Origin of the sequence: Achromobacter pulmonis (genome assembly GCF_002885955.2) — a bacterium.
Taxonomy (GTDB): domain Bacteria; phylum Pseudomonadota; class Gammaproteobacteria; order Burkholderiales; family Burkholderiaceae_B; genus Achromobacter; species Achromobacter pulmonis_A.
Genome location: NZ_POQS01000006.1, coordinates 153,470 through 174,426, shown reverse-complemented (window position 1 = coordinate 174,426; position 20,957 = coordinate 153,470). Strand labels below are relative to the sequence as shown.

Below are 20,957 nucleotides of genomic sequence, written 5' to 3'. Positions count from 1 at the left end.
CCGGGCACAAAGCAAAAGCCCCGAAAACCTTGCGATTTTCGGGGCTTTTCAGCTCTTGCTGTCGAGACCTCGATCGAGGTTCCGACTGGAATTCCGTGGTGCCCAGGAGAGGACTCGAACCTCCACACCTTGCGGCACATGGACCTGAACCATGCGCGTCTACCAATTCCGCCACCTGGGCACTGAGAGATACTGTCAGATTGTTGTGCTACGCTGCGGCCTGTTGCGCATCTGGTACAAGAGTTAGTTAACTATTAATCAACTAAATCCGCATTCAGAAGTGCAGCAGGTCGTAGTTGGTTTTACAATCGGGCTTTGGATTATTCATCCCGCCCTCTGACCTTTCTGCTTCAGTGTTCAGCCTTGGGCGAACCACAGAAGCTGCGCATTATATACGGAAAATTTAGCTTTGGCAAAACGATCGAATAACGAATCGAATAACAACAGATCAACACCCTTGCCCGAAGCGCCGCCGGACTTCGATCCCGATGTTCCGTCTCGTGAAGCCATCCTGAAAGCGTTGCGCGCCGCGGGCTCGCCGCTGTCTCCGGTGGAGCTGGCCGAGCGCATGGGCATCGAGCGCGCCGCGACCATGGTGGGGTTTGAACGCCGCCTGGGCGCCATGGAGCGCGACGGCCAGCTGATGCCCAATCGCAAGGGCGTGCTGCTGCTGGCCACCAAACTGGATTTCATCGCCGGCAAGGTGCTGGGCCATCGCGACGGCTTCGGCTTCCTGCTGCGCGACGACGGCGGGCCGGACCTGTTCCTGTCGCCGCGCGAAATGCTCAAGGTGCTGCACGGCGACCGCGTGCTGGTCAAGCCCACGGGCGAATACCGCGGCAAGCCGGAAGGCACCATCGTCGAAGTCATCGAGCGCCGCACCAACAAGCTGGTCGGACGCTTCCTGCACGAGCACGGGCTGTCCATCGTGGTCCCCGAGGATCAGCGCATCAAGCACGACATCCTGATCCCGCCCAGCGACACCAACGGCGCCCAGCACGGGCAGGTGGTCGCGGTCGAGATCATGGCGCAGCCCACCCGCCACACGCAGCCGCTGGGCCGCGTGGCCGAGGTGCTGGGCGAGATCGACGATCCGGGCATGGAAATCGAGATCGCGGTGCGCAAGTTCGACGTGCCCGTCGAATTCTCGGAGGCCGCCCGCAAGCAGGCCGCGCGCCTGCCGGACGTGGTCCGCAAGGCCGACCTCAAGGACCGCGTGGATCTGCGCGACGTGCCGCTCATCACCATCGACGGCGAGGACGCGCGCGACTTCGACGACGCAGTCTATTGCGAACCGGTGGAACTGGGCTCGGGCCAGCGCAAGCGTCCGGGCTGGCGCCTGCTGGTCGCCATCGCCGACGTGAGCCATTACGTGCGCCCGGGCGACGCGCTCGACGAAGACGCGCTCGACCGCGGCACCAGCGTGTATTTCCCGCGCCGGGTCATCCCGATGCTGCCGGAGTCGCTGTCCAACGGCCTGTGTTCGCTGAACCCGGAGGTCGACCGCCTGGTGCTGGTCTGCGACATGGTCATTCCGGCCAGCGGCGCCAAGGCCGGCACGGTCACCGCCTACCAGTTCTACAACGCCGTCATGCATTCGCATGCGCGCACCACCTATACCAATATATGGGCGGCCCTGCAGCAGCCCGGCGGCCCGGCCGCGCACGCCATGCGCAGCGTCATGCCGCAGGTCCAGCACCTGTACGAGCTGTTCCAGCTGCTGTCGCAAGGGCGCAAGAAGCGCGGCGCGATCGACTTCGACACCGTCGAGACCAAGATCGTCTGCAATGAACTGGGCCGCATCGAGCAGATCGTGCCCTCGGTGCGCAACGACGCGCACAAGCTGATCGAAGAATGCATGCTGGCCGCCAACACCTGCGCGGCCGACTTCATGACCCGCAGCAAGCATCCGGGCCTGTACCGCATCCACGAAGGGCCCACGCCGGAGCGCCTGCAATCGCTGCGCGAATTCCTGCGCACCATGGGCCTGACGCTGGGCGGCGGCGAAACGCCCACCGCCAAGGACTACGGCGACTTCCTGGACCTGGTGCGCGGCCGCCCCGACTACCAGCTGCTGCAGACCATGTGCCTGCGCTCCATGCAGCAGGCCGTCTACAGCCCGGACAACATGGGCCACTTCGGCCTGGCCTATCCGGGCTACAGCCACTTCACCTCGCCGATCCGCCGCTATCCCGACCTGCTCACGCACCGGGTGATCAAGGCCCTGCTGGCCGGGCAGCGCTACGTGCCCAGCCTGGACGACCAGCCGGTCGTCATCGGCCGCACCCAGCGCGAGCACGAACACGCCATCTGGGAAAAGCTGGGGCTGGTGCTGTCGGCCAGCGAGCGCCGCGCCGACGAGGCCTCGCGCGACGTCGAGGCCTGGCTCAAGTGCTGGTTCGTCAAGGAACGCGTGGGCGAGGATTTCAGCGGCACGGTCACCGGCGTGGCCAGCTTCGGCATCTTCGTCACGCTGGACACCTTGCACGTCGAAGGCCTGGTTCACGTCTCGGAGCTGGGCGGCGAGTACTTCCAGTTCAACGACGCGCTGCATGAGCTGCGCGGCGAACGCACCGGCATGCGCTACCGCCTGACCGACAAGGTCCAGGTGCAGGTTTCGCGCGTGGACCTCGAAGCCCGCCGCATCGAGTTCCGGCTGGTGCAGGGCACCAGCTTCGACGCGCTGCGCAAGGCGGCCGCCCGCGGGCCGGACGAGCCATCGCGCCGCGTGAAGAAGGCGGCCGCGCCCAAGCCGGCCGCGCTGAAGGGCCAGACCGCCAAGGAACGTCGCGCCGAGGCCAAGAAGGCCGGCAAGCCGTCCAAGGCGTCCAAACGCGCCGCGCCCGCCAAGAAGGCGACGCACAAGCGCCATTGACGCCGGTTCCCGGGCCGGTGCGCGCCGGCCATGGCGCGCGCCATAAGGGGTAACATTGCGTCTATGGCCGGTTCTTCCGGCGGCCCGCCCCGCTCTGGGGCGGGTGTCCGTTTATCTAAAGGTATTGCATTTATGGCGTCGACCCAAGTTCTGGCCGGGTTTCACGCGGTGGTCGCGCGGCTGCGCCACGCGCCCGATTCGATCAGGGAAATCTATGTAGAGGCGTCGCGCCGCGACAAGCGCATGCAGGCTTTCATCGAGCAGGCCGAGAAAGCGGGCCGCCGCCTGCATCCGGTGCCGATGGAGCGCCTGGACGGCCTGGCCCGCGGCACGCGGCACCAGGGCGTGGTGGCGCTGGCCGACGAGCGCCAGCTGGCGGTGGACGTGGACGAAGTGCTGGACGTGATCGAAGGCCCGCCGCTGCTGCTGATCCTGGACGGCGTGACCGACCCGCACAACCTGGGCGCCTGCCTGCGCACCGCCGATGCGGCGGGCGTGCACGCGGTGATCGCGCCGCGCGACCGCGCCGTGGGCCTGAACGCCACGGTGCAGCGCGTGGCCTGCGGCGCGGCCGACACCGTGCCTTACCTGATGGTCACCAACCTGGCGCGCACCATGCGCAGCCTGAAGGACCGCGGCGTCTGGCTGGTCGGCACCGACGATCAGGCCGCCGACAGCATGCACCAGGTCGACGCCCGCCAGCCGATGGCCTGGGTCATGGGCGCCGAAGGCGAGGGCATGCGCCGCCTGACCCGCGAAACCTGCGACCAGCTGGTCAACATCCCGATGCTGGGTTCGGTCGAAAGCCTGAACGTCAGCGTCGCCAGCGCCGTCTGCCTTTACGAAACCGTGCGCCAGCGCCGGTCCTGATCCGCCCGCCGCTTACGCAGTCGATCCCTTTTCTATCGCGTCACGCCATCATGCACGAGAACGGCTTTACCACCACGATCCTCCATTCCGACCGCAAGCAGTCCGCCGAGCACGGCGCCGTGCACAAGCCGATGCACCCGTCCTCGGAGTTCGCCTACGACGACGCACGCGAACTCGCCGCGGTGTTCCAGGGCAAGGCCGGCTTCACCTACGCGCGCCAGGGCACGCCCACCACCACCGCGCTGGAAGCCAAGGTCAGCCAGATGGAAGCGGGCAAGGGCACGGTCAGCTTCGCCACCGGCATGGCCGCGCTGGCCGCCATCTTCACCACGCTGCTGCGCCGTGGCGATCATCTGGTGTCCAGCCAGTTCGTGTTCGGCAACACCAACAGCCTGTTCGGCACGCTGCAGGAACTCGGCGTCGACATCACGTTCGTGGACGCGACCGACTCCTCGCAAGTGCGCGCCGCCATCCGGCCCGAGACGCGCATGGTCTTCACCGAGACCATCGCCAATCCGGGCACGCAGGTCGCCGACCTGGCCGTGATCGGCGAGATCTGCCGCGAGCATGGCCTGGTCTACGTGGTCGACAACACGCTGAGTTCGCCGTGGATGTTCCGCCCGTCCAGTGTGGGCGCGTCGCTGGTGATGAACTCGCTGTCCAAGTACATCGGCGGCCACGGCAACGCGCTGGGCGGCGCGGTGACCGACACCGGCCTGTATGACTGGTCGAACTACGCGAACATCTACGAGGCCTACCGCAAGGGGCCGGCCACCGGCTGGGGCCTGACCCAGATCAAGAAGAAGGGCCTGCGCGACATGGGCGGCACGCTGGCCGCCGAACCGGCGCACCGCATCGCCGTGGGCGCCGAGACCCTGGCCCTGCGCATGGCCAAGCACTGCTCCAACGCGCTGGCGCTGGCGCGCTTCCTGGAAGAGCATCCCGGCGTGGCCAAGGTGCATTACCCCGGCCTGGCCAGCCACCCGCAGCACGCGCGCGCGGCCGCGCTGTTCGGTTCGCGTTTCGGCGGCCTGCTGGGCGTGGAGCTGGCCGACGGCGTGGACTGCTTCGACTTCCTGAATCGCCTGCGCGTGGTGCTGATGGCGACCCACCTGGGCGACACGCGCAGCCTGGCGCTGCCGGCCGCGCACACCATCTATTACGAGATGGGCGCCGAGCGCCGCAAGCAGATGGGCATCGCCGACAGCCTGATCCGCGTGTCCGTGGGCATCGAGGACGAGGCCGATCTGCTGTTTGATTTCGATCAGGCGCTCAACGCCTGCCTGAAGGGATAATGCGGCGAGCGCGCGCCGTTGCGGCCGCGCGCCCGAGTACGCAAACGGGGCAAGGCCCATGCTCATACAGATAGCAGAAATTTTCACGCCCGAAGAAGCCGCCGAGATCCGGCGGCGCCTGGACGCGGCCGACTGGGTCGACGGCAAGGTGACGGCGGGCTACCAGTCCGCCGAAGTCAAACACAACCGCCAGCTGCCCGAGCAGCATCCGCTGGCGCAGGAACTGGGCAGCCTGATCCTGCAGCGCCTGGCGGCCAACAACCTGTTCATGTCGGCGGCGCTGCCGCGCAAGATCTTTCCGCCGCTCTTCAACCGCTACGAGGGCGGCGAGGCTTTCGGCTATCACGTGGACAACGCCGTGCGCGGCATCGCCGGCACCGCCGAGCGCGTGCGCACGGACCTGTCGGCCACGCTGTTCTTCTCCGAGCCCGATTCCTACGATGGCGGCGAACTCGTCATCGACGACACCTACGGCCCGCGCGCGGTCAAGCTGCCCGCCGGGCACATGGTGCTGTATCCCGGCACCAGCCTGCACAAGGTCAACCCGGTCACGCGCGGCGCGCGCGTGTCCTCGTTCTTCTGGATGCAGAGCCTGGTGCGCGAAGACAGCCAGCGCGCCTTGCTGCTGGACATGGACGTGGCGATCCAGCGCCTGAACCAGGACGCGGCGGGGCATCCTTCCATCGTGCAGCTGACCGGCATTTACCACAACCTGCTGCGTCGTTGGGCAGACGTTTGAAGCCCGGGCAAGCGCTCGCGGCGCAGTGTCGCGCAAACGCAAATTTGCGTGTTTCTGTTTATTGCGAAAAGGGCTAAAAGCTAGTATTGGCGCGGGTTGTGGTGAGGTTTTCGCTTGACAGCCGCCCTACGCCAAGGCCTAATACACGTCTGCGTCGCTGACGGTTCGAAGGCCATTGCCATTGAATCCTAAGCGGCGCAGCACTTTAAAAGTTGTGCTTTGCAGCGCAAGAAAAAGTTTATCCACTGTCTGTTCGTCGTTTGTCGGGTCTTGCGTCTTTCGTGGCGTCCAATCATGACGGCCAGGGACTGCACCTCCGGCAGACTCCACACCTTGTGAGGGGTACACCTGCATGAACAAAACCGAACTCATCGATCATATCGCCAGCAAGGCCGACATCTCCAAGGCTGCTGCCGGCCGTTCGCTCGACGCCCTGATCGGTGCCGTCAAGACCACCCTGAAGAAGGGCGGTACGGTTACGTTGGTTGGCTTTGGCACGTTCGCCGTGTCGGCGCGCGCCGCCCGCACCGGCCGTAACCCGCGCACGGGCGAAACCATCAAGATCAAGAAGGCCAAGGTGCCGAAGTTCCGTCCGGGCAAGGCCCTGAAGGACGCCGTCAACTAATGGACGGCCGGCGGTCGCAAGGCCTGGCGCCATGCGATTTGCCGACATGTGCGCGGTCCGGTATACTCCGGCCCGCGTAATGCTTTTGAGTGCCCCGGTTGGCAGTTGCTTGTACGGATTTTTCGCGAATTTCGTCTTGAGGCTGCATCAGAAAAGGGTGCTTAGCTCAGTTGGTAGAGCGGCGCCCTTACAAGGCGTAGGTCACAGGTTCGACCCCTGTAGCACCCACCACCGAAAGCATATATAAATCAGGCACTTAGGCTTAGCCAAGTGCCTTTTTTGTTGCCTTTTTGCCACCTAAATGGGGAGTCTGGGGGAGTCTCAACCAACCGTAAAGAGCTTGCTACCAACCACACTACGCCCTTACATTGGCCACCTTTGTTGGAGTTAGTAGTAGGGGGCGAAAGTGGCGGGCAAGAGGCAGCGAGCGAACGGGACCTGGGAATACGTCTTTAAACGCGTGGGCGTGCTGGAAAAGCCCATCTACATGACGTTCCCGTCTGAGGAAGAGGGCGACGCGTATGCGGATCGTCTGGAAAAGCTCTTGGACAACGGCATCGTTCCGGCCGAGCACAGGGCCGACAGCCGAGTTCTAACGATTTCAGATTTGCACAGAGAGTATCTGCGCAACGCGCATCCTTCGGACAAGGATATCGCGGCGCTGACCGTTATCGAGCGTATGGAAGGTAAAACGCCGCTGAGCGCCATTTCGGCGGCGTGGGTCGATGATTGGATCAACAGCATGAAGCGCATCGAGAACCTGGCGCCGGCCAGCATTAGGGCGCGGGTGGGGGCGCTGGCGCGATGTACGGACTGGGGCATGCGGCTGCGCTACTTGACGATGCCGGACCATCCTTTTCGTTCACTGGCCAAAGGATATGCGCAATACACACCCGAGGATGTGGCCCAGGCCGGAGTGAAGCGCGTTGATGAAGAGCGCGACCGCAGATTAGAGCGGGGGGAGAACGAGGCCATTCTAGAGGTCATCGACGGCGGGGAGCTGACCCGCAAGCGCAAGGCTTTCCAAATCCCGGATAAGGGAGCCATGAGGCTTCTGTATCTGCTGGCGGTAGAGTCCGCAATGCGGCTGCGCGAGATGTACACCCTGTATGTACACCAGGTGGACCTGGCACGCCGAACGATCTTCCTGGACAAGACCAAGAACGGGGACAAGCGGCAGGTGCCGATGACGAGCGTAGCTCGGGAAATGCTGGAAACTTACATATCGGAGCGGGGGCTCAAGCCCGAGGATTTGCTATTCCCGTGGTGGGATGGCAATAGCGACAAGCATGCTTTGGTCTTGATGAGCGACTACCTGTCGAAGCTATTTGCAAACATCGCAGACCAGGCGGGTTGTGTGGGCCTCCGATTTCATGATCTGCGACACGAAGCGACGAGCCGATTGTTTGAGCGCACCCAGCTGACCGAAACGCAGATCATGAAGATCACCGGGCACAAGAGCCACCGGACGATGATGCGCTACGCGAACTTGCGCGGGTCCGACCTCGCGGCGCGGCTTTGGTAGTGGAGCGCATGCGGGCGCTGGTTTGCGAAATAATGAGCTTCTCCAGGTAGCTCAGCACATCGCGAACCAGCATCGTGTATGCGCGACCCACCTTTGCGGCGGGAATGGCGCAATCGTCAATCAATTCTAGGACGGTCTTCGGATGCACATTCAGCAGTTCGGCGGCTCCTTCCACGCCGGTAGTGGGCGAGCTGGCGCCGAACTGCGTGGCAGAGCCTTTGGTGCGTTTAGTCGGGGTGATGGGTGTCGGGCTGGACATGCTTCGCTCCAATAAAAAGCCCGCGCAAGGCGGGCATCCAAGCATTCTTCGTGGTGTCCAGCAAGCGCTGGATTGTGTCGGTCATTTCGCTGCTTCTTCGGCCGCCTTGAGCATCCACCGCCATCGCCAGATAGACAGCGGGTCCTCATCGCGGTCACACTCGCCGGGGCGGGCAATGTGGACCTGGCTTTCGAGATCCATTTCCATCGAGCCGCCCCGTCTGTGGCGAAACAGCGTGGCGCCATTCGCGTTCTTGGCGTGCGCGAGCATTTCGCCCGCCGTGGTGTTGGTGGCCGGTTCGAAGGCGATTTCGTACCAATCGCCCTCCCAGCACCCCGCACGGCCGAAGCCTTCCGGGAAAACGAGATCCGGAGGCACCTCTTCCAGCAATTGGATAAGTCGTTTCAGGTCCATATGTGATTCGTTAATGATGCACAAACATCGTCTGTGCGCGTTTTATGAGTCATCCGTATACAGCGCCGCCGTCGGTGTGGGAGTTGCCGGTTTCCGGATAGGCTGGGACCGGTGCCGGGCAAGGGTTGCCGGCCGATGATGGCGAGGAAATTGCCGGTTTGTTTGCCGGTTGCGCGGACAGGGCGACGCGAAAAATTTCGCCGACTCGCGACCCCAACAGGTCGAACGCCGCGCAGTACCACTCGTCCCAGCTTTCATCATCTTCAGGCGTCAGGGCAGCGCAGTCATGGATTGCCGCCAAAACGCGGCTGCGCAAGTCGTCCATATCCGAGGTATCGCGCGCCGCCTCGCTGGACTGCGGCGCGGCATTCGTAGCCTGGGAACCGGCGGGATCGAGTGCGGCGCAAATCTCCCCTTCCAGATCTTCGTGTTGCGCGCGCGTAAGCTCGCCGGTTTTGATGACCTTGGAAAGCAGGTGGGCCCCGCTGTGCGTGCCGCAGAGGCTCACGTAGTGGACGTCGGAGTATTCGCCGCCACCGTCGCTGAATCGAATGGTGCAACCGCACGACGCCGGATTACCGTTCACAAAGGTAATCTTTGCCGGTTGCTGCGCCTCCCCGGCTACAGGGGCGCTGGCATTCTCGCGTAGTGGCTTGATCGCCAAGAGGAACGCGGCGCGGCATTTCTCGGCAATGGACTTTGGCACCATCCTGGCCGATGAGCCATCCGGGCAGCAATCAAGATGGCCATCAGCAACATCGCCCACGTGGCCACACCCCGGACAAAACCGCGTCATGGTTGCCTCGGCAATGACGAAATCGGTTTTCCCGGTGAAGGTGTGGACCATCCCCGAAGCAGCCCCACCCGCACCAGGGGTGCTTTCCAGGGCGCGCAACCGCAGCGACTCGGCCCAATATTTGGGATCAACTTTTTCGTCGACCAGCGTCTGAATCGAGGCTACAGGGGTGCGCAGCGCGTAGACCGGGTCGCCGTTCGGGTTCCAATCCACACCGGCGACCCGCAGCAGCGCCGCGGCCAGCTTTCGTTCGGTCGCGGTGACGCCGCCGCCCTCTCCGTTGCTGTTCCAGCTATAGGATGCCAGGACGCTATTCGCCTCCTTGACTTCCTCCCAGGTGGGTGCGCACACCGGGGGCCTGGCTACAGGGGCATGCAGCTTGGACACGGCATCGCTGGCGACAGCGCGAACAGCGGCGCGCATGCTTTCTAGGTATCCCGGCAGTGAGTAATTGCGCAGCGCCGAACCGGACGCGCGCAGGATGGCGTCCAGGTGAGCGTCGATTTCGGGCGCCGAAAGAGGGGCGTTCTGGTTGGTCATGGATAGAGTCCGATAAAAGTACAGTACGATTGTTGGCTATCGATTAGGAGCAGCGATGAGTACTGAGAACCCGATTTATATGAACGACCATGGCGCCCATCACTATGCTGTTCATTGCCAGCGGCATGGTGTGGGCGAGCAGCCGTGGACGGTTTATGTAGAGGTTTTCCGCGAAAAGGAGCTGGTGCTTCCTATGCGCTCGCTTGACGATCAGGCGTTTCAATCGTACGAGGAAGCACGGCAGGCTGGGGCCGCGGTCGCCGAACAGCTGATCAATCAACTGGAGGGTAGGACTCGGTGATCGAAGGAGCCGTCGGGCGCGCCTTTTGGACTGCGTCGAGCACCTCTTCGGGGGGGCGGCGGAACTTTCCAGCTTGAATGCGGATAACTGCCTTGGACCCGTGATAGCTGTCCTCGGCGTTCACCGAAGCTTTCTCGGGCTCCGCCTTGCGGGCGGCCGTCGGATCGAACTGTTCAGGATTACTTAAAAGTTCGTCGCTAGCCTTACGGTGCTGCAATGCGGGCCAAGGGGATGGAGTAGGGCCGGAGTGACGAGGCATATGCGCCGCCATCGCGCTCGGCTTGTGCCTTTTGCCGCGCAGAGATAACGCGGTTAGCGTCCTCCTCGTGCACCCACGCTACCACCTGCTGCGCGTCCGCGGACGCAGGGATGGCTTGGATCTCGACAGGCTTGGACAGGAGCCGGCGCGCAGCCTCTTTGTCAAAGCCCAACCAGTTGCTTGGGCATCCCATATCTTGGTAAATGAACTCGGCCAACGCATCGATTTGCGCGGTTGTCGGCCACGTCTCCTCCTTGGCGCGCGTTTCGTTGGACTGAAGATCATCAGCCGACCAGCGAAAGCCGATCATGGGGGCGCTTGCCAGGGCCGCATCAGCGTCGTCGAGGATTTCGCCAATCGTGCGAGTCACACCATCGAGCTTGATCCTGTCGGCCTCGATCTTCAGCGCCTGGAGCGCTCCAGCAGTCCAGCGCAGGGCGCCCTGCATGGCTATAGGGGCGCACAGCTTGGACAGCACGGCTGATTCGACGGCCCGCCACATCGGCAGCAGGGCCACACTGGGGCGGCCGTATTTTGCGCCCACATCCAAGAGTTCTAAATCCGTCAGCACGGGCTGGGCGGCGTTGTTCTGGTTGGTCATTGCATCGGCTCCATTTTTGCCGGCTCGGCCGGCATCGTTCTGCGCACCCAGGCTGCGGTCGCCTCCAGGCGCTGGGCAGCGGATTCAGACCCTTCGGCCTGGGCCATCACGACGGCGCCGACGCTGGCCAGCTTCATCAGGTAATTGCCGATCTGGTTGCGGTCCGTCATGCAGCAGGCGTTCAGGTAGTCGCGGACCATGCGAACGGCCATCTGCTCGGCGGCTTCCGGTCCGACTGGCTGCGCGGCGGTGGTAGTGGTGGTCATGTCCCTTCCCTCGTGGTGGGCTGGGTGGCGCGCTTGCGTTGAATCAGCGCAGCCAGCTCCTGCCGTCCGATTTCAACCGCGCCCGCTGCCACGGCATGGGCGCGCTTTTTCAGGCAAATGTCGTAGTGGCTGTGGGGCGTGCCGGCCTTCTGGTGCCAACGGCGGGCAACCCCGATGTGGTCCGCCATGGCGTGCAGTTCGTCATCGGTGTCGGCCAGCATGTGACACATGACCATCCGGCCGTAAGGCGCGCGCATGTCATCGACGTAGACCGTCATCACGCCTCTCCCTGCTGCGGGACCTGGGCGGCGCTAAACGACGGCTCGTATTCGAGCTCGACTTCCCATCGCCCAATCTCGGGGCCGGTAAAGCCGTCGAATATGGCGAACGTCAGCGGCCAGTTGGCCTCGAATCCGTCATGGTTGTGGAAGTAGTCTTCGGCGCACGCCTCGGCTTCCTCCTCGTCGATGTCCTCGGCAGACGAGCGTTGAACGAACTCCGGCGCCAAAGTGCGGCGTTCCGGGCCGGATTGCGGCCAAACACGCGCATAGAACCTCATGCCTCCTACCCTTTTCCCTGCTCGGCGGCAATCGCCTGAAAGGCGGATGTGGCCGCTTCACGCCACTTAGAGCCATGCGCCAGGTACTGGCACAACATGAAGTGGATCACCGCCGCTTGTTCGTGCTCGGCCTTCATCTTGATGGTGCGCCCGCCGTTGCGCAGAACCTGCGCCAGAAGCGCGCAAGTGAAACTTGGACGGCCAAGTATTTCGATGAGGTCAGCATTCAACGCGGGCAGCGTCGGCGCATTGCCAGCAGCGGGGGCGGGCGTCAAGAGAGCAAGGAATTCACGCTCGGCGAACAGGCCGTCTATGGCATCGCTCAGCAGGAACCGTTCGAACTCGGTGGGTGTATGGCACCCTTCATCGAGGCGCAGCTCATAGCCATCCAGATACTCGTCGATGGCTGCGTCGATTGCCTTCCAATCCCGCTCCTGGGGTGTTGCGGTGGTGGAAGGGCCGGGGGCGGCTTCCACGGCCAGGCCGTCGTGACGGATCACGCCGGATACCTTGTGCCCCTGTTCCATCCATTGCTTGACCACGGACACGGAATCGGTGAAGAGGGCGGGGAAAGATCCTTCGCGATACCAGCCGAGGAGCTGTAACGCTTTGGTCTTGGTGGTGTCGCTCATGCGGCCATCCTCAATAAGAGTTCGCGCGGAGCATTGGCTGCGATCAGCGCCACCGCCGGGGGCGGGCTGACGCTGTTGCCGACCATATGCACCTGCTGGGACTTGGTGAACACGCGGCCATCGTGCCCGCGGGTGATGATGTATTCCGGGGGGAACCCCTGGAGGTCGTACAGCTCTGCCGGCGTCAGCATCCGCAGCCGGATATCGACGACGACTTACGGCGTGCCCTGGATGTGCACGGTGACCAGCGCCAGGCGATCCCGGGTGGTGAGGGTGCTGGCTGGGTCGCGCAGATCGCCCCATTGGCCGCCCTCGCCGTAGTAGCGCATCAGAAATGCTGCGACCTGGAGGGCGCCGGCCTCGTCGTCTGGCGACAGGTCGTATTCCACGAGTCCGTATCGAGCGGCCCCAGCGAGGACCGTCTGCGCCGGATCGCGCAGGTCAGAGCCGATCACGTTCTGGCTCATGGCCGTCAGGTGGGCCGCCACGACTCCGTGATGGCCGCCGGTGGCGATGGTCGGCACGGCGTCATCCATTCGTCGGCCAGCGTGGCCGCTGGTGTTGGTCACCAGATGGGCCGTGATCAGCTGCTGCTGGCTGCCGCTGTTCGTAATGGTGGACGCCGCCCGGCGCAAGTCATGGGCCGGCGTGGTGTTGTAGCCGCCGTTGGCCTGGACCATGAACGCTGATGCTGCCGAGAACCCGCCATTGCTGGCGGTCATAGTGCCAACCGGGGCCTTCGGATCGTTGCAGCCGTAGCTCCATCGGCGCGCGCCGGCTTTGCCTTCGCCGTGGCCCGCCTGGACCAGATAGCCGGAGGCAACCGCGTGCTTGATCCCGCCAGCCGTTACGGTGCCAAGTGGCTGTTGGTGATCGAGGCATCGCGGAGCCTGGCCTTCGCGCTCGCCGTAGCCGGCCTGCACCAGCACCGGCGCCATGACGGCGCTGTCACCCTTGCGGGTGATTGTGTAATGGGGCTCGTCGGCGGACCGAGGTTGGCTTTGCCCCGCGCGGCCACCAACGCCGGCAAGCACGGGGGCGACAACGGCATGGGAACCACCACGAGGCTTTGCTGTAACGGTGCTGATCGGCTGGCTGGCTGAATGCGATCCGTCGCGGCTCCAGTTGGCGATAGGGACGATGAACGGGTCTGCGCTGTCCAGTACGTAGCGCTTCATGCCGCGGGCGATGCGCCGCATGGTGGCGTCCGCCAGGGGACGCGGGCGGTTGAAGATGCTCCGCCCCTCGATTCTCCAGTCGATTCCGTCTGCGGCCGCGCGCCATCGCTTCTGGCCTTTGGTTGGGGTCTTGAAGTGGGTGGCCTGGGGCCATACGATTGGCATGCCATCGCGGCGGGCCATCATGAACAGGCGGGTCCGCGTCGTGCCTGCGCCATAGTCGGCAGCATTGAGCTCACGCCAATCAACGATGTAGCCCATGCCCTGCAGGATCGCCACGAGACGGAGCCAGTGCTTACCCTGCTGCTTCGGGTCCGGCACAAGGTATTGCTGCTGCACCGGCACGCGCTCGCCCGGTGCTGCCACAGAGCCGTCGAGTTTGACCACGCGGCCGGTGGCCGGATCGCGCTTGGCGATCAGGCGGCCCCATTTCAGGATCTGGACCACGTTTTCCAGGCTGATGATGTCCGGCTTGACTGTGCCGGCCCAGCGCACCGTGACCCAGGCCAGCGCCCGAATGTTCTTGCGGCGCGGCTGGCCGCCCTTGGCCTGGCTGTGGTCGGTGCAGTCGGGGGACAGGTGGAGCCAGCCGACTGGCATGCCGTCGGTGGCCTGGCGCGGGCAAACCTCCCATACGTCTGCGATGTAGTGCCGGGCTTGCGGGTGGTTCACCTCATGCATGCTCAGCGCATCGGGATTGTGGTTGATCGCGATATGCACGTGCTGGCCGGTCGCCTGCTCATATGCCGTCGACCAGCCGCCGCCGCCGGCGAAGATGTCAACGACCAGCTTTGCGGTGATGCCGAGCATTAGTTGCGGTGTCAGCATGCGGATGTTCCTTGTTCTTCGCCCAGCACCCAGCGAAGGGCGGCGGCGTACTCGCCCTGGGCCTGGGCCAGGGCGGCCAAGATCTGCTTGCGAGATTTCACGCGGGGGCGCTCGCCCATGACGGCGGCCTGCTTGCGGCTGCGTTCGTGCGGCGTGGCACCCTTGCCGGCCTCGACCAACTCGGCCACCTTGGCGCGCTGCTCGTCGGGCTGCATCTTGACCAGCGTTTTGACGTGGGTCAGCGTGATATCGCCCGCTTCGAGTGCATTCTTGACGACGGCGGTGCAGTCCAGAATTGCCAGGGTGTCGCGCACGGTGGCCGGTCCGCAACCGAAGATCAGCGCCAGTTCGCTTTCGGAGCGGCCCTGATTGAGCATGAAGGCCATCTTATTGGCCCGGCCGAGCGGGGTGTCTGGCTGACGCAGTTCGTTTTCGCTGACCATGCCGGCGGCGACCTGGTGGGCGGTCCGGCCTCGTCGCGGTACTGCCGGCACCAGAAGCGGCGGCTTGCCCTCGGCGGCCAAGCGCCTGTTGGCTTCCTGTGTGTGCTTGACCCGCTGCCGCCCGGCGACAACCAGCGTCTTGCCCGATTCAGGGTCCTTCCACACAAGAATGGATTGCAGGACTCCGAACTCCTTGATGTTCAGCACCATGGCTTCATCCAGGGGCAGAAAGACCCGCTCATCGAACAGGGGGTGTTCCGGGTCGGTGACGAGGTGCAGTTGCTCGGGAAGGAACGTCAGGATGTTCGTTTTTCCGGTCGATCCGTACACGTCGATGCTGTTCTTTGCCATGTCGTAGTCCTCAGATTCTCTTTTCGCCGCCCAGCGCGTCCACGAGCTCGGCGAGCAGCTTCGCCAGTTCGCCGGTCATCAGCGTCATGTCCGAATCGAATTTCTCGTCATCGTTGGCGGTGACGGTGTCGTTGCCTTCTTTCAGCACGTCCAGGGGCGCGACACGCTTGACGTCCAGGCCTTCGGTCAGGACGAAGGAAATACGATCAGCCCAGGTCATGGCGAGGCGGGTGCACTGCTTGCCGGACTGGATGTGCCGGCCCACGTCAGCGGCGTCGATGGAATGCTTGATGTAGCGGATAGCTGCGCCGCTTTCGCCGGACGAGCGCAGTTCGGTGTCCTGGTCGATGGAGAAGTTGGCGGGCGCTTCGTCTTCGGCCAGCCAGCCGGTCATGGCTGACGCGGGGGACTGCGTGACGTAGAGGTTTTGCAGAGGGAAGGGGTCCACGCACTTCGCCAGAATGCCGATCACCTCATCCGCCCTGGCGGACGCGGCGGCATCGATCACCAGCCAGCGGTTGAGCGGATCAATCCATACGCGGGTATCGCGGTAGACGCTGAAGGCGCGCGGCAGGAGTTCGTCCGTGACGCGCTCCTTGATTTCCTTCATCTGCTTGCGGCCGGGCTTGTAGCCCTGCTGCTCTTCGATTTCCTGGGCACGGAACTTCGCCACCTGGTTAATGACCGTTGCAGGCAGGAGCTTCTTTTCGGCGCGCAGCGTCAGCAGGATCTGTCCGCCGACAACATGGGCCAGTCCGCCACCTTCACGCGGGGGAACCCAGCCGATGGACTGCATTTCCAGGTTGTTGCCTGGATGGAATGCCTGGCGGGCCAGCGCATCTTCCAGGTCATCGCCGAACAGCGACCAGGCGGCGGACAGGCGGTAAATCTTCAGGTTCTTGAACCACATGGGGAAATCCTTCTCTTTGAATTAATACGGAATCCAGCCGATGACAGGCTTCTTCGTCGCCTTGCTGATGATCGGCGTGCCCTTGGCGTCACACTTCTCGCCGCGCACCATTACGGACAGGCGGGAAGCTCGGTGCATGCGCTCGGTGAGCGCGATATAGTCGAAGGCGAACTGGGGGGGCATCGAACGCGCCGGAGACCTGTACCGGCTTGGCCTTCGCAAGGAGGTATTCCGTCTTGACGGCTATCCAGTCGGCTTCGTCCTTATCCGTAAGGCAGGCGCGGACTTCCTTGGTCATCGTGGCGAGGTGCTTGTCCCAGGCCTTCGCGGCGGCCTTGCGCGCTATAGGCTCAGTCATGCCGAATACGCAAAATGCACTCATTGCTGTTTCCTTTTGGCTCGGGGGCGCGCTGGGCGCGGGGAGAGGCCGCCGGAACAGCGCCCGGCCCAGATATTGCTTATGGTCTGCGGCGACACGCCGTAGCACGCGGCCAGTTCGTAGGTGCTGAGCCGGCCTCGGGCCGCTCGGATAAATTCGATTTCCTCGGGCTTGATCGCCTCGGCCTTTGCGCCGACCCAGCGAAGCCGGCGTCGCGGCAGGGGAATAGGCGGTATCCAGCCAGCGCGGTCGCGCAAGATGAAGTCGATACCGTTCATAGGGCGAGGCGGAGTATCCAGCCCAGCACCTGCTGGCCGAAGAGAAGGAACGCCGCCAGGCCAATGCCGGCGCACCACGCCACCAGGGGCGGGATATCTGCGTTGTTGTCCCAGTTGCCCTTGCCCGCGTGGTCGCGAGGGGCGATCAGGCCGCCCACTTTGCGGCAGACCTTGGCGCCCAGGGCCAGGGGGCGGATGCGAGCCGGGGGCGCGCTTGCGCTGATGGTGTTCATGTGGGGCTCCAGGAATCAGCCGCGGCGTGGCGGCGGGTAAGGTAATCGCCGATGGGGACCAGCACCACGGCCACCAGGGCGAGCAGCGCCAGGCCCCACCAGATGGCGGGGATAGTTGAGGGCATGGGGACTTGCGCGGGTGCGCGGTGGTTGGCTTCGGGGAGCAGGCCGGGAGGCCCGAACATCTCTTCACGATGGAAAGTCACTTTTGCGCCGGTGACATAACGGCGCCGGCCTGCTCTCCGAAGCCCCGCGCAAGAAGCAGCGGGGTGGAGGATTAGCTGACCAGGCGGTTCTTGAAGTTGCCCATCGAGCAATGATGGACTTTGTTGTCGACCTTGTAGGCGACGGTGTGACCCAGGCCGCGGCGCGTGATGGCGGTGACGTTCGCCGTGACGGGTTTGCCGCGCGGGCTGGTGGGCTTCAGTTGATAGGTCTGGCCGACGGTGATTTCGGGCATGGGTTCCTCTGTGGTGATTGACGCCGACCGGGCGTCGCGGGGTTGCGGAAAGTGGCCTACCAGTGATTCGCTTTGGCGATCACGTTGAGGACGTTGAACAGGGCCGCGCCGAACTGGCGCATCGAGTGCGTGAGCATTGCGAACATGGGGAGTCCTTCGGAGAGGTGAAGGGAAAAGGCCGTTCAGGGCGGCGCACCCCATCGCCAGGGGCGCGCCTTTCGCACAAAGTTGGACCCCTGTTCGGCGATCTGCCGAGGGGATGCGCCGGCCTGAGCGGCGATAGGAAATGCCGGGTTTCCACCGGACTGCCCGCCTGGATTTCTCGGCGGTCTACCCCTCATGCCGAAGCTTCGGGCGAATTGGTTGATGGGCCGGCCGTCGCCGCGCTCCTAAGAACGAGCGCCCGAAGGCGCTTCACCATCATCGAAGCGGGCCGGGCTTGATACCGGCTTACCCCAACCGCGTGCCGTTGCTTCATAGGGGTCGCTTTCGGCAAAGGCGTATCCATCCACGCCGCCGCTTCGATGATGGCCCTGCGCGCTTACCCGGCGCAGGTTAGGTAAGACCATTCAGCGTATGGAGCCGTCTTCTGGCGTATAGAGGGTGGGTTCTCCTCCAGCCATCGGGCAACTTTGGACCCATGCCGATATCGCCCGGCTCTCTGCGCCCGTTTACTCAGGGATTAAGCCGAGGCGGCCTAGCTGGGGCCGAGGCCCCGCTTGCGCTTCAGATTGAAGATGGTGTTTTCGGCATCATCACCGCCAAACATGGGAAATCTCCTTTGTGACCAGGCACAGCGCCTGCCGATACCCCGCACGCGGGGCATGAGCCGGGGCTGTCAGCGTGAGTAGTGCGGAGCGCGCAGTTCCTTGTATTCGGCCCAATCCAGCGCCGCGTAACCGCTGCGGCGGCACCATTCGCAGTAGCGCGTATATCGGCGTGCCATAAGTTGTAGGTCCATGGTCATTTCCTCAGTTCTGCCCCCACTGGGGCGTTATTCATTTGTCTGCGTACTGTCACGGTGCAGGCAGATGGACCGTTTACGCCCGGTCAGTCGATTTCTACCAAGTCTCCAAAATCGTCCATGACCTGGAGACCCAAGGATTCGGTTGTCATCCACTTCCTACGGTCATCGGAGAAGCGCCACCAGTAAGCGAGACATTTACCGTCGTCGTCATAAACCGACGCATCGTTGTCGTTGCGATCAGCGTGGTACTTAACCTTCATGCCAGCACCACCGTATCCGCGGAGCATTCGTGTAGCGCGCCACCGTCGATGTTCTTAAAGCCTCCGGCCATCTTCACGAAAAAGCGCCGTTGACCGGGGAACCGGAAGGTCTGCCCATTAGTCAGCGCTGCGAACGTCTTGGTTGCCATGCTGTTCTCCCTGTTGCTCACCGAGTGGTGAGGTGGTTGGCTTCGGTAAGCGCTGACTCGCAGCGCTGGCCGAAACCCGCTTTTCAGCGGTTCGGGTGCCGGGATTCCAACCGGCGTGACCGTTTCTGTTCTTGGCCGTCTACGCCTCACCCTATTGACCCGTGGACCGCGCTATGGCGGGCTGGATACGGCAGGGACACCGCGCAGAGCTGCGGCCATGCCCGCAGGTGCGATTGAGCCGGACGAACACCCCACAGGCGAGGTGAGCAACATCGGCGGCAAGTTGTTAAGGAGCGGTGCTCGCCTTCCCCATTCCGACTTTGTGGCGGTGACGTCTCCCGCTTGAGGCGATGCCCTGACTGCTGGCTGCGGGTCCGTGGGGGTGTTTCTGGCGCCGCGTTTGCAGCGTTGAATTGATAGTAGCAAACGCTACGCATTTAATCAATAGCAAAAGCTACGCATGACATCGGTACGATGCGCGAATCTATTTGTTACTGACAGGGAATACGATGGTTCAACGTAGCCACATGGGCGCACGGCTGGGCGCCTCGCGCTGTAGAAACGTCAATGGCAAGGGTGAGGTCGCGGGGCCTTGGGCCGCTTGGCGTCGGGCTGTGGGGGTATGTTTCGTCGCCTTGGGGCTTGCAATGGCCGATGCGGTGGCAGCCGGTCCTATCGGCCAGGCCAACAGTTTTCTAGGAATTACCTTTGGCGCCGAATTCCCGGGTGTAACGGAAATCTGCGAGCCAGAAACGACGGTGCGCTGCGTTCGCCCGAATGGAGCCAATTACTTTGAAATGCGGAACGAACCGGACCTAGGATTTCCGTACAAGGTGACGGTGCTCACTGAGCATGGGAACGCGGCCGAGATGTTGCTAAGTTTCCGGCGCGCAAAGCTACCGGTAATGCGAAATCTGCTGACGAGGCGCTTTGATGAGCCCAGCAGTATCGAAACAACCCTTGTTGATTTTTCGTTTGAAAGCGGCGTGGAAGTGTCGCGCGATGCCCTTTGGATTGGCTCAAAGCTGGTACTGTGGCTGTCGGAAATCGACCCGGAGGAGGAGGGCGGGTCCATGCTGCAGATCCTGCGGAAGGAGCGCTTCGATGCCCTCCTAAGAGAGCAGGATGAAAAAGCGAAAGGGGCGGCGGGTCACTTGTAAGCGTACGACGCCCTCCGTGACGCGCATACTGACCGAAAAACGCAGAACACTGCGCACCAGAAGGGCTGGAATGCAAAGAGGGCGGGTCGTCCCTGGCCGCCCGGCAATCCACAAGGAGTCCACTATGGAACTGATCAAGGCCTCAATCCAGACGATGCAGACGAGGTTCGGCACCGAGATCGAGTATGCGCGGCTGACCTATCGGACCCGGACCGGCATTGTCGGCCAATCCGTACTGTTGGACCGGCTGTCGCCCGAGACGTTGCGCCTGGCTCGGGCCGGCTATCGTGCGGCAAGCTGATGGCACAGGCGTAGCAACAACAAAGCCCCCCGTAGGTGGCCAACCTTGAGCTTTAGTTGTTACATGTACAAGTAAAGGTTGTGCTGTTAGGCTTTACTAACGTACCGGCTAAATTAAGCATTGCTATTCGAGGAAGAGCTTAAAGTAACGATTGAAAGAGTAGAGTCGGCTGCGCTGTCGTCCGCTGATCTCTATCAGGATATCGAGTCGGATCAGGTCTCCAATCACGGCGTTCACGGTCGGCGCTGACACACCGATCTCTTCCTGTAGATCTGGAGCAGTAATTACTGGTCGTCTGTACAGTACATGTAGCGCCTCTCGCGCATTTGCACTGCGCCGGCCCAGCGTCATCACAGCACTTTCCGCTTCGTTTCGGAGGACAAGGATCTTCTGGAAGGTATCCCGGCCCTTCGTGGCGGTTTCGGCCACTCCGTTCAAAAAGAACTTCACCCAATGCGACAAATCGTTAGGGAACCTCTGAACAAGTCCAACGAACCTGTCAGA

At 63.2% G+C, this 20,957-nt stretch carries 29 protein-coding genes and 2 tRNA genes; 10 read left to right on the top strand and 21 right to left on the bottom strand.

Annotated elements, in window-relative coordinates:
- Positions 1-96 precede the first annotated feature (96 nt).
- Positions 97-181, bottom strand: a tRNA-Leu gene (locus tag C1I89_RS22460).
- A 228-nt stretch (positions 182-409) separates the two neighbouring features.
- On the opposite strand from C1I89_RS22460, the gene rnr reads away from it, so the two are divergent.
- The 7 genes from rnr to C1I89_RS22425 all read left to right on the top strand — a co-directional run bounded on the left by rnr (position 410) and on the right by C1I89_RS22425 (position 7,929).
- Entirely contained in the window at positions 410-2,875 is a 2,466-nt protein-coding gene (gene rnr / locus C1I89_RS22455) for a ribonuclease R (protein ID WP_102774694.1), read from the top strand.
- 132 nt (positions 2,876-3,007) lie between these two features.
- Positions 3,008-3,745, top strand: coding sequence for a 23S rRNA (guanosine(2251)-2'-O)-methyltransferase RlmB (gene rlmB / locus C1I89_RS22450; RefSeq protein ID WP_102774693.1), 738 nt, complete (start codon positions 3,008-3,010; stop codon positions 3,743-3,745).
- Between the two features lie 50 nt (positions 3,746-3,795).
- Positions 3,796-5,040: a cystathionine gamma-synthase family protein gene (locus tag C1I89_RS22445; protein ID WP_102774692.1), complete on the top strand. Its 1,245-nt coding sequence runs from the start codon at positions 3,796-3,798 to the stop codon at positions 5,038-5,040.
- Positions 5,041-5,098: 58 nt separating this feature from the next.
- Positions 5,099-5,779 carry a Fe2+-dependent dioxygenase gene (locus C1I89_RS22440; RefSeq protein ID WP_102774691.1) on the top strand — a complete coding sequence of 227 codons (681 nt, stop codon included), beginning with the start codon at positions 5,099-5,101 and terminating at the stop codon, positions 5,777-5,779.
- A gap of 352 nt (positions 5,780-6,131) precedes the next feature.
- The gene (locus C1I89_RS22435; RefSeq protein WP_003812968.1) at positions 6,132-6,404 is read left to right on the top strand and encodes an HU family DNA-binding protein; all 273 of its coding nucleotides are present in this window, start codon (positions 6,132-6,134) and stop codon (positions 6,402-6,404) included.
- Between the two features lie 155 nt (positions 6,405-6,559).
- Positions 6,560-6,635: transfer RNA gene (locus tag C1I89_RS22430), tRNA-Val, on the top strand.
- A gap of 235 nt (positions 6,636-6,870) precedes the next feature.
- Complete coding sequence (locus tag C1I89_RS22425; protein WP_258231507.1) at positions 6,871-7,929, top strand: site-specific integrase; 1,059 nt, start codon at positions 6,871-6,873, stop codon at positions 7,927-7,929.
- On the opposite strand, the gene C1I89_RS35775 is transcribed toward C1I89_RS22425, so the two are convergent.
- The 3 genes from C1I89_RS35775 to C1I89_RS22410 all read right to left on the bottom strand — a co-directional run bounded on the left by C1I89_RS35775 (position 7,850) and on the right by C1I89_RS22410 (position 9,938).
- The gene (locus C1I89_RS35775; protein WP_181391031.1) at positions 7,850-8,188 is read right to left on the bottom strand and encodes a helix-turn-helix domain-containing protein; all 339 of its coding nucleotides are present in this window, start codon (positions 8,186-8,188) and stop codon (positions 7,850-7,852) included. The two genes, C1I89_RS22425 and C1I89_RS35775, sit on opposite strands and share 80 nt — an antisense overlap.
- Positions 8,189-8,269: 81 nt before the next feature.
- Complete coding sequence (locus tag C1I89_RS22415; protein ID WP_102774689.1) at positions 8,270-8,602, bottom strand: hypothetical protein; 333 nt, start codon at positions 8,600-8,602, stop codon at positions 8,270-8,272.
- 49 nt (positions 8,603-8,651) lie between these two features.
- Positions 8,652-9,938 carry a hypothetical protein gene (locus C1I89_RS22410; protein WP_102774688.1) on the bottom strand — a complete coding sequence of 429 codons (1,287 nt, stop codon included), beginning with the start codon at positions 9,936-9,938 and terminating at the stop codon, positions 8,652-8,654.
- Positions 9,939-9,993: 55 nt separating this feature from the next.
- Here C1I89_RS22410 and C1I89_RS22405 point away from each other — a divergent pair, with 55 nt between their 5' ends.
- The gene (locus C1I89_RS22405; protein WP_102774687.1) at positions 9,994-10,239 is read left to right on the top strand and encodes a hypothetical protein; all 246 of its coding nucleotides are present in this window, start codon (positions 9,994-9,996) and stop codon (positions 10,237-10,239) included.
- A gap of 203 nt (positions 10,240-10,442) precedes the next feature.
- Here the strand turns inward: C1I89_RS22405 and C1I89_RS22400 are convergent, their stop codons facing one another.
- From C1I89_RS22400 to C1I89_RS34610, 16 genes are all read right to left on the bottom strand, one after another.
- Positions 10,443-11,099 carry a hypothetical protein gene (locus C1I89_RS22400; protein WP_102774686.1) on the bottom strand — a complete coding sequence of 219 codons (657 nt, stop codon included), beginning with the start codon at positions 11,097-11,099 and terminating at the stop codon, positions 10,443-10,445.
- Entirely contained in the window at positions 11,096-11,365 is a 270-nt protein-coding gene (locus C1I89_RS22395; protein WP_102774685.1) for a hypothetical protein, read from the bottom strand. The genes C1I89_RS22400 and C1I89_RS22395 overlap by 4 nt, the downstream gene beginning before the upstream one ends.
- Positions 11,362-11,643 (bottom strand): DUF4031 domain-containing protein, encoded by a 282-nt coding sequence (locus tag C1I89_RS22390; RefSeq protein WP_102774684.1) that lies wholly within the window; start codon positions 11,641-11,643, stop codon positions 11,362-11,364. Before C1I89_RS22390 ends, C1I89_RS22395 begins: the two co-directional genes overlap by 4 nt.
- The gene (locus tag C1I89_RS22385) at positions 11,643-11,924 is read right to left on the bottom strand and encodes a hypothetical protein (RefSeq protein ID WP_102774683.1); all 282 of its coding nucleotides are present in this window, start codon (positions 11,922-11,924) and stop codon (positions 11,643-11,645) included. The genes C1I89_RS22390 and C1I89_RS22385 overlap by 1 nt, the downstream gene beginning before the upstream one ends.
- 5 nt (positions 11,925-11,929) lie before the next feature.
- Positions 11,930-12,556, bottom strand: coding sequence for a hypothetical protein (locus C1I89_RS22380; RefSeq protein WP_102774682.1), 627 nt, complete (start codon positions 12,554-12,556; stop codon positions 11,930-11,932).
- On the bottom strand, positions 12,553-12,747 hold the full coding sequence (locus C1I89_RS35395; RefSeq protein WP_102774681.1) for a DNA cytosine methyltransferase: 195 nt from the start codon (positions 12,745-12,747) through the stop codon (positions 12,553-12,555). The genes C1I89_RS22380 and C1I89_RS35395 overlap by 4 nt, the downstream gene beginning before the upstream one ends.
- Positions 12,748-12,771: 24 nt before the next feature.
- Positions 12,772-14,562, bottom strand: coding sequence for a DNA cytosine methyltransferase (locus tag C1I89_RS22370; protein WP_258231506.1), 1,791 nt, complete (start codon positions 14,560-14,562; stop codon positions 12,772-12,774).
- Positions 14,556-15,356, bottom strand: coding sequence for a ParB/RepB/Spo0J family partition protein (locus C1I89_RS22365; RefSeq protein ID WP_102774680.1), 801 nt, complete (start codon positions 15,354-15,356; stop codon positions 14,556-14,558). Before C1I89_RS22365 ends, C1I89_RS22370 begins: the two co-directional genes overlap by 7 nt.
- 10 nt (positions 15,357-15,366) lie before the next feature.
- Positions 15,367-16,266: a recombination-associated protein RdgC gene (locus tag C1I89_RS22360; protein ID WP_102774679.1), complete on the bottom strand. Its 900-nt coding sequence runs from the start codon at positions 16,264-16,266 to the stop codon at positions 15,367-15,369.
- Between the two features lie 21 nt (positions 16,267-16,287).
- Positions 16,288-16,449, bottom strand: coding sequence for a hypothetical protein (locus C1I89_RS35390; RefSeq protein ID WP_258231505.1), 162 nt, complete (start codon positions 16,447-16,449; stop codon positions 16,288-16,290).
- Positions 16,450-16,644: 195 nt separating this feature from the next.
- Entirely contained in the window at positions 16,645-16,923 is a 279-nt protein-coding gene (locus C1I89_RS34170; protein ID WP_146196936.1) for a hypothetical protein, read from the bottom strand.
- On the bottom strand, positions 16,920-17,156 hold the full coding sequence (locus tag C1I89_RS22350) for a hypothetical protein (protein ID WP_102774678.1): 237 nt from the start codon (positions 17,154-17,156) through the stop codon (positions 16,920-16,922). The genes C1I89_RS34170 and C1I89_RS22350 overlap by 4 nt, the downstream gene beginning before the upstream one ends.
- Positions 17,153-17,281: a hypothetical protein gene (locus tag C1I89_RS35385; RefSeq protein ID WP_258231504.1), complete on the bottom strand. Its 129-nt coding sequence runs from the start codon at positions 17,279-17,281 to the stop codon at positions 17,153-17,155. Before C1I89_RS35385 ends, C1I89_RS22350 begins: the two co-directional genes overlap by 4 nt.
- A gap of 152 nt (positions 17,282-17,433) precedes the next feature.
- The gene (locus C1I89_RS22340; RefSeq protein WP_102774676.1) at positions 17,434-17,616 is read right to left on the bottom strand and encodes a hypothetical protein; all 183 of its coding nucleotides are present in this window, start codon (positions 17,614-17,616) and stop codon (positions 17,434-17,436) included.
- Between the two features lie 838 nt (positions 17,617-18,454).
- The gene (locus C1I89_RS35380) at positions 18,455-18,577 is read right to left on the bottom strand and encodes a hypothetical protein (RefSeq protein WP_258231503.1); all 123 of its coding nucleotides are present in this window, start codon (positions 18,575-18,577) and stop codon (positions 18,455-18,457) included.
- Positions 18,578-18,839: 262 nt separating this feature from the next.
- Positions 18,840-18,992 (bottom strand): hypothetical protein, encoded by a 153-nt coding sequence (locus tag C1I89_RS34610; protein ID WP_181391030.1) that lies wholly within the window; start codon positions 18,990-18,992, stop codon positions 18,840-18,842.
- Positions 18,993-19,639: 647 nt separating this feature from the next.
- Between C1I89_RS34610 and C1I89_RS22335 the strand changes: the two genes are divergently transcribed.
- A complete protein-coding gene (locus tag C1I89_RS22335; protein WP_146196935.1) occupies positions 19,640-20,152 on the top strand; it encodes a hypothetical protein in 513 nt (170 codons plus the stop codon).
- A gap of 124 nt (positions 20,153-20,276) precedes the next feature.
- The gene (locus tag C1I89_RS34605; RefSeq protein ID WP_181391029.1) at positions 20,277-20,453 is read left to right on the top strand and encodes a hypothetical protein; all 177 of its coding nucleotides are present in this window, start codon (positions 20,277-20,279) and stop codon (positions 20,451-20,453) included.
- Positions 20,454-20,576: 123 nt separating this feature from the next.
- On the opposite strand, the gene C1I89_RS34165 is transcribed toward C1I89_RS34605, so the two are convergent.
- The gene (locus C1I89_RS34165) at positions 20,577-20,903 is read right to left on the bottom strand and encodes a winged helix-turn-helix transcriptional regulator (RefSeq protein ID WP_146196934.1); all 327 of its coding nucleotides are present in this window, start codon (positions 20,901-20,903) and stop codon (positions 20,577-20,579) included.
- Positions 20,904-20,957 lie beyond the last annotated feature (54 nt).